This window comes from Planktothricoides raciborskii GIHE-MW2 (genome assembly GCF_040564635.1).
Classification (GTDB): Bacteria; Cyanobacteriota; Cyanobacteriia; order Cyanobacteriales; family Laspinemataceae; genus Planktothricoides; species Planktothricoides raciborskii.
This window is the reverse complement of the sequence record NZ_CP159837.1, coordinates 1724369-1737733: the sequence shown is the minus strand read 5'-3', so window position 1 is coordinate 1737733 and position 13365 is coordinate 1724369. Positions and strand designations below refer to the sequence as shown.

12 protein-coding genes, 1 tRNA gene and 1 pseudogene are annotated in these 13365 nt (G+C 45.0%); 12 read left to right on the top strand and 2 right to left on the bottom strand.

Annotated features, from left to right (window positions below):
- The first annotated feature begins 194 nt into the window (after positions 1 to 194).
- The 6 genes from psbZ to ABWT76_RS07250 all read left to right on the top strand — a co-directional run bounded on the left by psbZ (position 195) and on the right by ABWT76_RS07250 (position 5488).
- The gene (gene psbZ, locus ABWT76_RS07275) at positions 195 to 383 is read left to right on the top strand and encodes a photosystem II reaction center protein PsbZ (protein WP_054469865.1); all 189 of its coding nucleotides are present in this window, start codon (positions 195 to 197) and stop codon (positions 381 to 383) included.
- 93 nt (positions 384 to 476) lie between these two features.
- Positions 477 to 1052, top strand: a complete 576-nt coding sequence (ribH, locus tag ABWT76_RS07270) for a 6,7-dimethyl-8-ribityllumazine synthase (RefSeq protein ID WP_054469866.1) — start codon at positions 477 to 479, stop codon at positions 1050 to 1052.
- Between the two features lie 372 nt (positions 1053 to 1424).
- Positions 1425 to 1496, top strand: a tRNA-Gly gene (locus tag ABWT76_RS07265).
- A gap of 130 nt (positions 1497 to 1626) precedes the next feature.
- Positions 1627 to 2034 carry a hypothetical protein gene (locus ABWT76_RS07260; protein ID WP_054469867.1) on the top strand — a complete coding sequence of 136 codons (408 nt, stop codon included), beginning with the start codon at positions 1627 to 1629 and terminating at the stop codon, positions 2032 to 2034.
- Between the two features lie 4 nt (positions 2035 to 2038).
- Positions 2039 to 3307: a glutamate-5-semialdehyde dehydrogenase gene (locus tag ABWT76_RS07255; RefSeq protein WP_054469868.1), complete on the top strand. Its 1269-nt coding sequence runs from the start codon at positions 2039 to 2041 to the stop codon at positions 3305 to 3307.
- A 270-nt stretch (positions 3308 to 3577) separates the two neighbouring features.
- Positions 3578 to 5488 (top strand): CHASE2 domain-containing protein, encoded by a 1911-nt coding sequence (locus tag ABWT76_RS07250; protein ID WP_231636954.1) that lies wholly within the window; start codon positions 3578 to 3580, stop codon positions 5486 to 5488.
- A 1295-nt stretch (positions 5489 to 6783) separates the two neighbouring features.
- On the opposite strand, the gene tnpA is transcribed toward ABWT76_RS07250, so the two are convergent.
- Positions 6784 to 7239 (bottom strand): IS200/IS605 family transposase, encoded by a 456-nt coding sequence (gene tnpA / locus ABWT76_RS07245; RefSeq protein ID WP_054470477.1) that lies wholly within the window; start codon positions 7237 to 7239, stop codon positions 6784 to 6786.
- Between the two features lie 106 nt (positions 7240 to 7345).
- Between tnpA and ABWT76_RS07240 the strand changes: the two genes are divergently transcribed.
- Positions 7346 to 8101 carry a DUF928 domain-containing protein gene (locus ABWT76_RS07240; RefSeq protein WP_054470479.1) on the top strand — a complete coding sequence of 252 codons (756 nt, stop codon included), beginning with the start codon at positions 7346 to 7348 and terminating at the stop codon, positions 8099 to 8101.
- 229 nt (positions 8102 to 8330) lie between these two features.
- On the opposite strand, the gene ABWT76_RS07235 is transcribed toward ABWT76_RS07240, so the two are convergent.
- Entirely contained in the window at positions 8331 to 8612 is a 282-nt protein-coding gene (locus ABWT76_RS07235; RefSeq protein WP_354635855.1) for a hypothetical protein, read from the bottom strand.
- 233 nt (positions 8613 to 8845) lie between these two features.
- On the opposite strand from ABWT76_RS07235, the gene ABWT76_RS07230 reads away from it, so the two are divergent.
- The 5 genes and pseudogenes from ABWT76_RS07230 to ABWT76_RS07210 all read left to right on the top strand — a co-directional run bounded on the left by ABWT76_RS07230 (position 8846) and on the right by ABWT76_RS07210 (position 13336).
- Positions 8846 to 9460, top strand: a complete 615-nt coding sequence (locus ABWT76_RS07230; protein ID WP_054469502.1) for a tetratricopeptide repeat protein — start codon at positions 8846 to 8848, stop codon at positions 9458 to 9460.
- 326 nt (positions 9461 to 9786) lie between these two features.
- Positions 9787 to 9981, top strand: coding sequence for a CHAT domain-containing protein (locus tag ABWT76_RS07225; RefSeq protein ID WP_054469503.1), 195 nt, complete (start codon positions 9787 to 9789; stop codon positions 9979 to 9981).
- Between the two features lie 67 nt (positions 9982 to 10048).
- Positions 10049 to 10195 (top strand): hypothetical protein, encoded by a 147-nt coding sequence (locus tag ABWT76_RS07220; RefSeq protein ID WP_156332020.1) that lies wholly within the window; start codon positions 10049 to 10051, stop codon positions 10193 to 10195.
- 3 nt (positions 10196 to 10198) lie between these two features.
- A pseudogene (locus ABWT76_RS07215) lies at positions 10199 to 10789 on the top strand (CHAT domain-containing protein).
- A 933-nt stretch (positions 10790 to 11722) separates the two neighbouring features.
- Positions 11723 to 13336: a polyprenyl synthetase family protein gene (locus ABWT76_RS07210; protein ID WP_242050064.1), complete on the top strand. Its 1614-nt coding sequence runs from the start codon at positions 11723 to 11725 to the stop codon at positions 13334 to 13336.
- The last annotated feature ends 29 nt before the right edge of the window (positions 13337 to 13365 follow it).

Sequence of the window (13365 nt, the reverse complement as noted above, 5' to 3'; positions counted from 1 at the left end):
CAACAAACAACAAACAACAATCAACCAACAACAAATAACCACCAACATTACATAATAGTAATTAGTAATATTTAGCTTAAGTCTATGACAAAGGATCATTTTTTGGTAGCTTAGGAATCGGAATTAATAACAAAAACTTCGATTCGCTGGTCAGCATTCGTTGTCGATTACCGTTTATTTGGGAGATTAGGAAAATGTCAGTCATATTTCAATTTGCACTCTTAGCTTTAGTTCTCGTGTCCTTTGTGATGGTAATTGGGGTGCCGGTAGCTTATGCTTCCCCCCAAAACTGGGATCAATCTAAGCCCCTGCTGTACATCGGATCGGGAATTTGGGCAATCCTGGTGATTGTGGTTGGGGTCTTAAATTATCTGGTTGCTTAATTCCTCAGAATTACAGCTTACGCTGAAGCTGTAGATGCGTTGGGCAACGTTTCTACAGCTTTATAGGTAGAAAACATTAAATTAACAATTCTTATGGCAGTTTTCGAGGGTAATTTTACCCAGACCGAATCATTAAAGTTTGCGATCGTGATTGGTCGGTTTAATGACCTGATTACCGGCAAACTCTTAGCCGGGTGCCAAGATGCGATGCAACGTCACGGCATTGATGTCAGCGAACAAGGCAATCAAGTTGATTATATATGGGTGCCTGGGTGTTTTGAGGTCGCTTTGGTGGCGCGTCAATTGGCGATGAGCGATCGCTACGATGCCGTCATTTGCTTGGGCGCCGTAATTCGCGGTCATACGCCTCATTTTGATTATGTCGCCGCCGAAGTTTCTAAAGGAATTGCCGCTGCGGGTTTTCAAACCGGAGTCCCGGTGATTTTTGGGATTTTAACCGCCGATACTATGCAGCAAGCCTTGGAACGGGCGGGAATTAAGAGTAATAAAGGCTGGGACTATGGCATGAATGCCATAGAAATGGCCAGTTTGATGCGCCAGTTCAAAATTTTTTCGGGGCAACGCAACTCTACAGCGATCACTTCTGGCAGCCAGACTTTACCCGCAGCCGGATCTCCGAAAAGCGCGATCGCTCAACAGGGGATGTAGGGCCGCCATCGGCCGCCATCGGCCGCCATCGGTGTGGAGTGTGGGGCCGCCATCGGTGTAGGGCCGCCATCGGCCGCCATCGGCCGCCATCGGTGTGGGGGGAAGAGAGAAAAGAGAATAGAGAAAAGAGAATAGAGAATTTTCCTATGCATCCTATGCATCCTATGCATCCTATGCATCCTATGCATCCTATGCATCCTATGCATCCTCTCTTCCCCTACACCCTACACCCTACACCCTCTCTTTCCCCTACACCCTACACCCTAAACCCCACACCCTACACCGATGGCGGCCCCACACCCGAAAAAAATTTTTTCCCAAACTGTTGACAAAATCTGAAAAATCTGTAAATATAGAAATCGTCATGGAAATGCGGGTATAGCTCAGTGGTAGAGCGCAACCTTGCCAAGGTTGATGTCGCGCGTTCGAATCGCGTTACCCGCTTTAAAAGCAAAAATATCATAAACTGAGAGCAAAGCCTTTAATGGCTCAGTTGTTTTTGGCGGTTCAAACCTATTAGCCAAAGCAGCGATGGTTCACATTATATAGTGAAAGATGTTTTGAGAAAGATATTGTGCGATTTAAAAAAGAGCATAAAATTGACTGCAACACGGACTATCCTTGTCCGTGTCCGCGCCAAGGTAGATTAATCCCTATCACCTTGACCGAAGCATTTGGTTGCAATTCCTGCCAGCAAATCTTTGTTCTTGAGGAACAGGGATATGTTCTAGAACAACTGCCCACCCACTATCCTTACAAACGCTCTTGGCGCTGGAATGGCCATCACTGGCAAACGACCGATGATAATTTCCGAGAAAGCTACCTATCTGTAGCAATCTTGGTTATCTTAATGTTATTGGTAATTTGGCTACCTTTGGCGTTGCAATTGCCCCAGGGGGCAAATATTGTCCCGTGGGTGATTCTGGCAGTATTGCTGGCAATTTTCCCCGCCTTAATGGTGTGGTTAGCTTATAGGCGTTAGCGTAATGACAAAAGATTCTTTAACTTCTTCGTCCAGTCTCATGGTGAGTGTTCAACGCACCTATGAAGCGTCCTTGATTCTAGGAACCACTAAAGGGATAGAACGCTCTAGGGCTGTCCGGGCAATTGCTGATGCGTTGGATGATGCGACGGATGATATTCTCGAAGCCAATACTTTGGATTTAGAAGCCAGTCGGGAAATGGCGGTTCCTGATTTGATTTTGGAATGGTTGAAGCTGACTCCAGAACGTTTAAATAATACGGTGGAGACGCTTTATCGCTTGTCGGAATTGTCTGACCCTCTGCGTCGGGTGATGAATGCGTCTTATCAGTTGGATCATTCTCAAACTTATTGTCAGTTAATGCCTCTGGGTGTGATTGCATTAATCTATGAAACTTTGCCAGAGTTAGCCGCGATCGCCGCTGGACTTTGTATGAAAACGGGTAATAGTTTGCTGCTGCGAGGTGGGACTGAAGCAAGTCAATCCAATCAGGCGATCGCGCAAGCTATTTGTGGGGCTTTAGAAAAGGTGGGATTTCCCTCTGGATCTGTAGAATTAATCCCAGCGGATTCTGGGGCAACCATTCGTGATTTAGTTAAACAAGATGACTATATTAATTTAGTCATTCCTTATGGAAGACCGAGTTTAGTCCAACAAGTTGTGCGGCAATCTACCGCCCCGGTTTTGCGATCGGCAATGGGCAATTGTTATCTTTATTGGTCGCCTACGGGGAGTTTGGATCTGACCCGTTCTATTATTATGGATAGCCATCAAAGTGAACCAGATCCTGTGAATGCGATCGAGAAAGTTTTAATCCATAGCAATCAAAAACTCTCTTCTTTAACGATACTGTGGAATACCCTGCAAGAAAGTGGCTTTGAAATTCGCGTCGATGAAGAGTTACATCAAGAATTTCCTGGGTTAACCGTTGTCCAAGAAGAAGAGTGGCATCAATCTTATTTAAGCAAAACTGTTGCCTTTAAACGGGTGAATAACATGGAAGCCGCGATTCGATGGATCAACAAATATAGTAGCGGTCATGCGGATTGCCTCGTCACCGAGTCTTATTTAGAAAGTTCTCAATTTTCGGCGGGGATTAACAGTGCTTCAGTATATATTAACTCATCCCCGCGATTTTACCGTTACAACAAACAACAGGGTGATGCCATTTTCCTGGGAATGTCCAACCAAAAAGGCCTTCGCCGGGGTTTAATCAGTCTGGAAACTTTAACCACTCTCAAGCATATTGTTCAAGGGACGGGACAAGTTTAATTTTGATTGATTCGGTTCAAATAATTTGAGTCCTATATCTAAAATCCACTGATTACAGGGCTGTTCTATTGCGTGAAACTAGGGGCTATTTACGAATTGCCCCTACAGGTTGGGAGACCAAAATGGTTGGGTTTTCTCTCCCAATCCTTATTATCTATTTGTCTGTGGTTGATTAATCTAAAAAACGCTGTAAATCAACAATTTGTTATAATTTTTTGTGGATAATTTATATAATTTAATTATACCAATAAGATTTATTTGCAAAAAACCGTGCTTTCTAAATTATTAAATATATCTCAAAAACCCAACCAAAAATCAGGGCATTCATTGGTTAGCTTATTAAAATTAACGATCGCTTCTCTTGGAGTGACTGGGTTGGTGTTACTCGTTCGCTATTTTGGCGGGTGGCAATCTGCTGAATTGATGATATTTGATCTGATGGTAAATTTGCGTCCCGACCCAGGACCCGATCCCAGGCTTTTGGTGGTAGAAATTAACGAGCAAGATATTGCCAATTTACAGCAATGGCCTATATCCGATCGCGTATTAGCAAAAGCCTTAGCCGAGTTGCAAAAACACCAACCAGCAGCGATCGCTCTAGACCTGGTGCGAGATATTCCTAACCCACCGGGATATGAGGAATTGGTGCAACAATTTCAGCAACCTAATGTGATTGGGTCTTTAGTCATTGGTAATAACGATCGCGATCGCGTTTCCGCCCCTCCCAGTTTACCAGGAACACAAATTGGTTTTGCGGATATGGCGATCGATCCAGATAGTCGAGTTCGCCGTCAATTAATGTTTCAGCCTGATGGAAGTGCTTTATCTGTTCAGGCAGCCCGAATTTATTTAAAAAATCAGCAAATATCCGATAAATTAACCGAAAATAAAGAATATCAGCTTGGTGAAAAGATTTTTCCGAGATTAAGCAAATCCTCTGGTGGTTATCAAACCATAGATGCACGGGGTTATCAATTTTTGCTAACTTATCGGTCGAAAACTGTTGCCCAAACAATTAGTTTTACAGAAGTAATAAACGGGGAAATTGAGCCAAATTTAGTAAAAAATAAAATTGTTTTTATTGGGGTGACTGCTCCTAGTCTCAAAGATTTATTTTTTACTCCCTATAGTGCAGGCAACTACGGACAAAAAATGCCTGGAGTTGAGATTCATGCTCAGATGACTAGCCAGATATTGAGTGCCGTATTAGATGGTGAACCTTTATTTGGGTTTTGGTCAGAATGGGCTGAAGTATTGTGGATATTCGTTTGGGCAATTATCGGCGCTATTTTAGCCGGACGAATTCAGCAACCCTTGGTTTTAGTCGGCAGCGCGATCGCCTCTGTGGGTGGTATCTTTGGGATTAGTTATGGATTATTTTTACAAGCGGCTTGGGTGCCCGTTGCCGCACCAATGGCCACGTTTTTTGTCACGACAATTTTAACCGAATTGTATCAAAAGCAATTAGTCTGGCAACAGGAACAAATGGTAATGAAGCTATTAGGGCAACAAACCTCACCAGAAATTGCTTCTGCTTTATGGAATAGCCGCGATCGCTTATTACAATCGGGCATATTACCCTGGCAAACTCTAACCGCAACGGTCTTATTTACAGACATTAAAAACTTTAGCACCATCTCGGAAACTAAATCACCGGAAGAGTTAATGACCTGGTTAAATCCCTATCTGATTGCCATGAGCGATCGGGTCTTAGATTATCATGGAATTGTTAACAAATTTACTGGGGATGGAATTATGGCTGTATTTGGAGTTCCGGTGCCCCGTAGTAGTAATGAAGAAATCGCTCAAGATGCCGAAAATGCCATCAATTGTGCCTTAGCAATGGCCGAAAACTTAACAAAACTTAATCAAAAATGGCAACAGCAAAAATTGCCCAAAGTGCAAATGCGTGTCGGGATTTTTACCGGCTTAATTACGGTGGGCAGCTTAGGCGGAAAAAATCGTCTAGAATATGGAGTAATTGGGGATACCGTCAACACCGCCTCACGGTTAGAAAGTTGTGAAAAACAGCGCCAACCCGATGACTGCCGCATTCTCATTGGTCAAGCCACTTTAGAATATGTTCAAGGTAAATTTGAGGTGGAATCTTGGGGGTCTTTACCGTTAAAAGGGAAACAACAAATGGTAGAAGTTTACCGGGCGATCGGTCGGGTTGTTTAAAATTCGTCGGGTGTTAAAATCCGTCGGGGATTAAAATCCGCCTGGGTTAACATTTGTCGGGGTTAAAATCCGTCGGAGGTGAACATTCGTCGGGGGTTAACATTTGTCGGGGTTAAAATCCGTCGGGGGTTAAAATCCGTCGGGGGTTAAAATCCGTCGGGGTTAAAATCCGTCGGGGGTTAAAATCCGTCGGGGGTTAAAATCCGTCGGGGGTTAAAATCCGTCGGGGAATAAATTCCCCGCCTCATAGCTAAAGTCGGTTAAAACCGACTAAAATTAGACTAAAATAATATTATATATATAATATTATTTATATATATAAAATATAATATAATTCAAAATTACGGATTTCAGTCGGTTTTAACCGACTTGCGCTATGAGACGGGGAATTTATTCCCCGGCGGGGCGGAACCGGGCAAAATTATATAATTCAAAATTACGGATTTCAGTCGGTTTTAACCGACTTGCGCTATGAGACGGGGAATTTATTCCCCGGCGGGGCGGAACTGGGTAAAATTATATAATTGAAAACGACGGATTTCAGTCGGTTTTAACCGACTTGCGCTATGAGACGGGGAATTTATTCCCCGGCGGGGCGGAACTGGGTAAAATTATATAATTGAAAACGACGGATTTCAGTCGGTTTTAACCGACTTGCGCTATGAGACGGGGAATTTATTCCCCGGCGGGGCGGAACCGGGTAAAATTATATAATTGAAAACGACGGATTTCAGTCGGTTTTAACCGACTTGCGCTATGAGACGGGGAATTTATTCCCCGGCGGGGCGGAACCGGGTAAAATTATATAATTCAAAATTACGGATTTCAGTCGGTTTCAACCGACTTGCGCTATGAGACGGGGAATTTATTCCCCGGCGGGGCGGAACTGGGTAAAATTATATAATTGAAAACGACGGATTTCAGTCGGTTTTAACCGACTTGCGCTATGAGACGGGGATTTTAATCCCCGGCGAAACCGGGCGAAACCGGGCGGAACCGGGCGGAACCGGGCGAAACCGGGCGGAACCGGGCGGAACCGGGCGGAACCGGGCGAATCCGGGCGAATCCGGGCGGAACCGGGCGAATCCGGGCGAATCCGGGCGAATCCGGGCGAATCCGGGCGAATCCGGGCGAATCCGGGCGAATCCGGGCGAATCCGGGCGAATCCGGGCGAATCCGGGCGAATCCGGGCGAATCCGACTAAAATTATATAATTGAAAATGACGGATTTCAGTCGGTTTTAACCGACTTGCGCTATGAGACGGATTTTAATCCCCGGCGGATTGGGAAATTGGCTAATTCGGCGGATCCGGGGGATACCAACGATTAGGTGGATCGTCTTCAGAATCAGTTTTTTCCAACCAAGAAATCGCCGTTTTATTCCCATGATGTATTTTCTGATTATTCACATAAGCCACAGCGCGATCGATTTGCTTACTGCCCACAGAAAAAACGCCATATTCTTCCTGCCACGCAAATTTATCTTGACCCATCAATCCTGAATGATTCATATAATAGGCGCTGCTACCTTTTACCGTCTTGACAAATTCAGCAATTGATAGACTCGGAGGAATCGATGCCACCAAATGAATATGATCTTCGATGCCACCAATCCCATGAATGATACAACCCAGAGAGTCCGCTTTGCCAATGATATAATTATAAAGAGTAGATTCTTTATCTGGGGTAATTAAATATTGACGATTTTTAGTTGTCCAAACTAAATGATAGTAAAGTCGCCAGAGAGCCATAATTGGTGTAATAGTCTATGACTATAATTGTAGAGCGATCGCGGCTTTTTCTATGAAGCAAATTTTAGCTTATATCAAGCTTTGTTATAAAGAAGATGGATGAATAATGTTTCGACCATTTCAACATATCGCCTCCACTGGTTTAGCACTATTGCTATTGCTTTCGGGGATAAGTTTTACCACAGGAGTTTGGGCGCAAACTAATCCAAGAACACAATCCAGTGACGATAAACCAGTCAACCCAGTCGATGATCCTGATGACAGAAAAAATAATACAGATTCAGGAATTACGCGAGATAATTGCCTGGTTGGAGAAAATCCAAAACCTCTCACAGCCTTGATTCCGAATTCAAGCGGTTATCCATTAACGACGATGGGATATCCGACGTTTTTTTTCTATATTCCTGATAATGCGCTTGAAGCTGTTGAGTTTTTAATTCTAGATGATAAATCCAGACTTTTATATCGTAACCGTATGGCAATCTCTCCTCGTGGCGGGGTGATGAGTGTGAGTCTGCCTACGGATAGTCCAATGGGAGAATTACAACCAGGGAAATCTTATCAATGGGAATTAGCTTTAGTTTGTCAGAAAAATGGGAAAGAAGATAAAACAACTCATCTGAATGGATGGATTCAAAGAGTAGACAATCCCGATTTAGTGGCACAAGTCCAGCAAGCAAATCCTCGCCAAGTTCCCGAAATTTATGCTCAGGCAGGAATTTGGTATGATTTTCTCGCTAGTCTGGCTAATTTACGACGGGAAAATCCTAATGATTCTGAGTTAACCCAATATTGGATTGAGGTATTGCAGTCTGTGGGATTGGCAGAAGTCGCGGAAGAACCGTTGATTTCGCAACCTTGAAATTACCATTGATTAATTGTAGGTTGGGTTTCCTTCCGCCATATCGCAACACCCGCCATATCGCAACATCCGCCATATCGCAACATCCGCCAGGGATTAAAATCCCTGGCTCATAGCGCAAGTCGGTTAAAACCGACTGTTATGGAGCAGGAAAAATCGGATTTTTAGTCGGTTTCAACCGACTTTAGCTATGAGGCCGCCAACGTTTAAACCCCCGCCGGTCGGATTGTTATGCAGCATTAAATATCGGATTTTTAGTCGGTTTTAACCGACTTGCGCTATGAGACGGGGGTTTTAACCCCCGGCGGTCTGGGTTTCCCGCGACCAGCCCGATCGCCATTCCGCCATATCGCCATTCCGCCATATCGCCATTCCGCCCGATCGCCATATCGCCACACCCGCCATATCGCCACACCCGCCATATCGCCACACCCGCCATATCGCCATTCCGCCATATCGCCATTCCGCCATATCGCCATTCCGCCATATCGCCATTCCGCCATATCGCCATTCCGCCATATCGCCACACCTGCCATATCGCCACACCCGCCAGGGGTTAAAACGATGGCGGGCTAATAGCTCAAGTCGGTTAAAACCGACTGAAATCCTGACCCGGTAAATTCGTTACCAGCCACCGCCCCACCACCAGGCACAATATAAAAAAAGACTAACGTTTAAGAGTTTTTATCTAAACCAAGACTCTAATAAAATTAGAGATATTTTAAATAATCGGAGGCTTCACCGATGCGCCTCGCTCAAAAAGTTTTTAGCCTGATTTGCAGCACAATTCTGTTGTCCATAACTTGTCCTGGGTCGGTTAAATTGGGTCAAGAATCAATTATTAGGGGATTTTTCCCGCCCCAAGCAGTCGCGCAAACGGAAACGGAAATCAAAGCAGCCCATAAATTATTGCTGCAAGGAATTCAGCAATATGAAACCAGTCAGTTTCGCGAAGCTTTACAATCTTGGGAAGCAGCTTTGGCACTTTATCAGCAAATTACTTACCGCCAAGGTATTGCCAACTCTCTGAATAATTTAGGCACGGCTTACTATTCATTAGGAGACTATGCAAGAGCGATTGAACACTTACAGCAATCTTGGGAAATATTCCGTGAAATTGGCGATCGCGATCGCATTGCCATTTTTCTGAATAATTTGGGCGAAGTTTACTCCTCATTAATTGAAATCGCTTTAACCGTAGCGGAACGGGGAAGGGCAAGAGCATTTGTGGAGTTATTTAATCAACGACTTTCTCAAAATTCAGAATTTAATATTGAACCGCCCAATATCGAGAGCGAGCAAATTCAAAAAATTGCGGCTGCCCATCATGCCACGATTGTTATTTATTCAAATATGTGAGATTTTACATCAATCATAAATAATTAAATAAGAATAAATGTATTGTATATTTGTTAAGGTTTTAAAAAACAGTATTTAACTTACTTTAAATCGCGATGATTTAAATTTTTTGCGACAATAAAATACATTTTTAGAGTAATTTATTGCCAATAATCGTTGTTTTGCTAACCTCTCTTGTCGCAACGATTTACAGATAGTTTTTAGCCGTATTAGTTTACCAGAAATGCGCGGCGGATCAGGCTTTAATTTACAACAGCAATCCGCCGATCAAGCGAATACCCCCAAACCGAATAATTCTTTCGATACTCGCTTATTGAAACAACTGCATGAATTACCGATCAAACCCGATCGCGGATTTACTTCCCTCAGACCCGAATGCTCATGTGATTTTTATTCCTCAAGATGAGTTATTTCTGGTTCTTTTTCCCGCTTTAGTGGATGAAAATGACACTTATTTAATCGAAAAACACACGATTCTTACTGATCCTTCGATTCATTCAATCTCTGGGTTTAACCGCTGAACATCGGCAACAGTTACCTCGTGAAAATATTAGCAGCAATGATGTGTTAATTGTCGGCAATCCGAGGATGCCATTAGTCACTATAATTCCAGGGAAAAAGCCGCAAAAATTATTTTCTCTAAAAGCAGCGGAAACCGAAGCCCAAAATATTGCCAGGAGTTTTAATAATACGGCTTTAATCTGCCACGAAGCTACAAAATTTATGGTGGTTTAACGGATGAAAAAATCGCGCATCATTCATTTAGCCACTCACGGCAATTTTGATGCTAATCAAGGGAATAAAAGCTGGGTAGCTTTGTCGCCGGATAGCCTGAATACGGCAGATAATGGGCTTTTAACCGCTCAAGAAATTGTGAATTTAAACCTGAAATCTTAGTTAGTAGTTTTGTCCGCTTGTGGCACTGGGCGAGGCAAAATTGGTGGCGATGGGGTGATTAGTTTATCTCGTGCTTTTATTTCGGCAGGTTCGGCTTCAGTGTTGGTTTTTCTTTGGTCTGTTGATGATAATATTACCGCCTTTATTATGGAGCAATTTTATCAAAATTGGCACAATGGTGATGATAAAGCTAAGGCTTTGCGCGATGCTATGTTAGCGGGGTCGTTCCCGGTTGACGGTGAGGCGGCTCTCCAGGAACGCACCCTACTATTTACTCCCCAACGTCAGTGCGTAGCACGTCTTCCGAGACTTGGTTCACCAGATAACCGTAAGGCGGTTTCTGCTGTTCGAGAGCGCGGCAAGGCGGGGGAGAGGATGGACGCTCCCAGGATTCGTCGAATTCTTCCCAGAGGCGCTGCAATTGCGGATTGATGGCACTGTCGGCCAAAATCTCCATTGTGACAGCGTATATCCCCCGCAAGTCCTCTAAGTCGCCGCGAACATAGATATCTCCGGCTGTGACAGCAGCATCTACAGATAACCGGCCTGCGATCGCGTCTCTGAGCGTCTCGGCATCGCTGCGAAAGATGAGCGGTTCTGATTCTGCTAGCGGTTCAACCGTCAAAAGCAGCTCGTTGCCCCCTGATGCTCGCAGTCGCAATCCAATCCCGTCGAGGGCGATCGCCGCCGTCTTCCCAGAGACTGTTTCCACTAACAATCTCCAAGTCCTGCCTCCCTTGGCTCGCAGTATTTCCACTAGGTCGAGTATCCAGTTCGCCAACTGTTCCTGGCGGTTGTCCGACGCATATACCATTGTTGACCTCTAGAAGTTAAACGCTAATTTAATCTCATATTCTCTGAACCTGTCATGTCAAGGATGAATTGACATGACAGGTTCAGCATAATATAATAATTAACTTAAGCAAATTCAACAGCAGATGAAACACCAAAAATAAGAAGACGAAAAACAAAAAAAAATTATAAAAAACATAAAATTTGCTGGTATAGCCAGTATCTACTGGCGCGGTTCCTGAAACCGAGGCACCTGGTTTTGACTGGATAGAGATGAGTTATGCTGGCTGAAAGTGGCGGCGGAAGTTCCGCTCAAGTTACTCAGGGTAAGTATGCTGATTTCAAAATATCTAGAAAAATCAGGATAGATCGGTGCCAACGCTAGGCTCACGAAAAAATTCAATTCCCACAAAATTGAGCTAATTTTTGTTAAACATAGACTCCATGCTGGAAATATTTTATTTTACTTTATTGTTCAGTTTTTCAAATTGGTTATTGTATGACCCCAAAGGAAAAACCACTAAACACCGGACGAACGGAGCTAATCTCAAACCGCTGCCTGACGAGACTGCATTGAGAGACAACCATCACCCAGACAACGGCACAGCTAATGGCGGATTCTCTAATGGTAATGGCAAACCACATGGCACGGCAGGCACAGACAACCATCACGAGACTGCATTGAGAGACAACCATCACCCAGACAACGGCACAGCTAATGGCGGATTCTCTAATGGTAATGGCAAACCACATGGCACGGCAGGCACAGACAACCATCACGAGACTGCATTGAGAGACAACCATCACCCAGACAACGGCACAGCTAATGGCGGATTCTCTAATGGTAATGGCAAACCACATGGCACGGCAGGCACAGACAACCATCACCCAGACAACGGCATAGCTAATGGGGAAGTAAATGGGGTAATAGCCAACCTAGTCGCGTCTCTTCAAGCGCCCGAAACAAAGAGGGGTAGGAGGAGGGATGAATATCAGGGGGGAACCTCTCTCCAGACAGAGACATCTGCTCTAAAATTGCCTGGGGGAGAAACGTTACAGGTACTCACTCCGCCAGCGGCAAAAAAAGCCGAGTTTGACAAGAAGATTATCAACGAAGCGCTGCACAGTGCGCGGGTGGCTGTGGGGGTGAAAATTCAGGAGTTTATCGACAAAAAACGCGGCGGAATCGGCTCCTACGAACCCCTGTATGAAATGCTGGCAGATTATCCCTTCCGCACCGGGAAAATGCTGCGTCCGACTATGTGCGTGAGTATGGCGCGAGCGGTAGGAGGGATGGGACAGTCGGCTTTGACCACAGCAGCGGCTCTAGAACTCTATCACAATGCGTTTCTAATTCACGATGACATTGAAGACGGTTCCGAGGCGCGGCGAGGCAAAGAAACTCTGCACCACATAATTGGCATTCCCCGCGCTATTAATGTGGGCGATGCCACGAATGTCCTTGCGGTGGGAATGTTGCTGGAAAACCTCTCTCTGATTGGGGCGAACAAAACCCTGGATGTGCTGCATGAGATTGAGTTGATGGCCCAGCAATCGGTGGAAGGGCAAGCGATGGAATTGGACTGGGTGGCAACAAATGCCTCGAACCTCACAGACCAAGATTATTTCAAGATGTGCGTCAAGAAAACCTGCTGGTATTCCTTTATGACGCCTTGCCGCATTGGTCTGATTGTGGGGCACCCGTCGGCACATACAAAAGATTTGGTAGAACCCTTGGCGCTCGTCACCCGATTTGGTATGGTTCTGGGAATCGCCTTTCAGATTCAAGACGACCTTTTGAATCTCCAGGGGGATGTGAAACTTTACGGTAAAGAAATTGGCGGCGATATCTATGAGGGCAAGCGCACTCTGATGCTGAATCACACGCTCGCCCACAGCTCCGCTGCCGACTCGCAAAAGATTCGGGAAATCCTGGCTCTGCCTCGGGAGCAAAAAACCCCAGCACAAGTGGAGTTTATTTACGACCGGATGCAGCGGTACGGCAGTATCGATCGCGGCTGGAATGTGGCGCGGACTTTGGCGAACCAAGCTGCTGAGATTTTTGAGCAGATGGACTTTCTCCAGCGGGAAACTCCTTTGCGCCCCAGCGAACAAGGGGTGTCCGCCGTCCACGATCGCCGCTTCCTCAAGGAACTGATCGACTACGTAATCTACCGGAATGTGTGAAGGTTCACAGTAGAGTCCCCTCGCCGACC

Bases quoted from the DNA above. Each gene is read 5' to 3' on its own strand.
- tnpA (WP_054470477.1), bottom strand. From the start codon at position 7,239: ATGGCTCTCTGGCGACTTTACTATCATTTAGTTTGGACAACTAAAAAT.
- ABWT76_RS07225 (WP_054469503.1), top strand. From the start codon at position 9,787: ATGAATTACCGATCAAACCCGATCGCGGATTTACTTCCCTCAGACCCG.
- ABWT76_RS07220 (WP_156332020.1), top strand. From the start codon at position 10,049: ATGCCATTAGTCACTATAATTCCAGGGAAAAAGCCGCAAAAATTATTT.
- ABWT76_RS07255 (WP_054469868.1), top strand. From the start codon at position 2,039: ATGACAAAAGATTCTTTAACTTCTTCGTCCAGTCTCATGGTGAGTGTT.
- ABWT76_RS07235 (WP_354635855.1), bottom strand. From the start codon at position 8,612: ATGGCGATATGGCGGAATGGCGATATGGCGGAATGGCGATATGGCGGA.
- psbZ (WP_054469865.1), top strand. From the start codon at position 195: ATGTCAGTCATATTTCAATTTGCACTCTTAGCTTTAGTTCTCGTGTCC.
- ABWT76_RS07240 (WP_054470479.1), top strand. From the start codon at position 7,346: ATGTTTCGACCATTTCAACATATCGCCTCCACTGGTTTAGCACTATTG.
- ABWT76_RS07230 (WP_054469502.1), top strand. From the start codon at position 8,846: ATGCGCCTCGCTCAAAAAGTTTTTAGCCTGATTTGCAGCACAATTCTG.
- ribH (WP_054469866.1), top strand. From the start codon at position 477: ATGGCAGTTTTCGAGGGTAATTTTACCCAGACCGAATCATTAAAGTTT.